The sequence below is a fragment of the Massilia eburnea genome, assembly GCF_009720745.1.
Classification (GTDB): domain Bacteria; phylum Pseudomonadota; class Gammaproteobacteria; order Burkholderiales; family Burkholderiaceae_D; genus Rugamonas; species Rugamonas eburnea.
In genome coordinates this window covers 1-744 of record NZ_WNKX01000067.1, presented here as the reverse complement: position 1 = coordinate 744, position 744 = coordinate 1, and the positions used below count along the sequence as shown (strand labels likewise).

1 protein-coding gene and 1 pseudogene are annotated in these 744 nt (G+C 74.7%); both read left to right on the top strand.

What is annotated here, in order from left to right:
- Positions 1-220, top strand: a pseudogene (locus GM658_RS29005) (hydrolase 2, exosortase A system-associated); the annotation flags it as partial.
- The coding region (locus tag GM658_RS28585) for a hydrolase 1, exosortase A system-associated (protein ID WP_155457506.1) at positions 213-744 on the top strand (532 nt) is incomplete at its 3' end. The pseudogene GM658_RS29005 and the gene GM658_RS28585, both read left to right, overlap by 8 nt.

The window sequence follows — 744 nt, the reverse complement described above, 5'->3', positions numbered from 1 at the left end:
GCCGCCCTGCCCGGCCGCCTGGCTGGAAGTGGTGGCGCAGGCAGGGCGCGCCCTGCCGCCGGCCGCCCAGCGCGTGCTGGCGCAATGGCAGGCCGCCGGCGCCAATGTGACGGCGCAGACGGTGCCCGGGCCGCAGTTCTGGGCCACGCAGGAAATCGCCGAAGCGCCGGCCCTGCTGGAAGCGAGCTGCCGCGCCTTGCACGAGGCGTGCCATGCTTGAGGAACGCGCACTGGCCTTCCCCTGCCAGGGAGAAACCCTGGTCGGCTTGCTCAGCGGCGCCAACGCTTCCTCCCGGCGCGGCGTGCTGATCGTGGTGGGCGGGCCGCAATACCGGGCCGGCAGCCACCGCCAGTTCACCCTGCTGGCGCGCCAGCTGGCCGCGCGCGGCATTCCCAGCCTGCGCTTCGATTACCGCGGCATGGGCGACAGCGGCGGCGCGCCGCATCAATTCGACATGGTGGCGGACGACCTGCGCGCCGCCATCGACGCCTTCCAGGCCGCCCTGCCGGGCCTGCAGGAAGTGGTGCTGTGGGGCTTGTGCGACGGCGCCGCCGCGGCCCTGTTCTACGCCCACCGCGATGCGCGGGTGACCGGCCTGGTGCTGCTCAACCCGTGGGCGCGCAGCGCCGCCGGCCTGGCGCGCGCCACCCTCAAGCATTATTACTGGCAGCGCCTGCGCGACCCGGCCTTCTGGCGCAAGCTGGGCAGCGGGCGCCTGGCGCTGGGCGCCAGCCTGGGCGGGC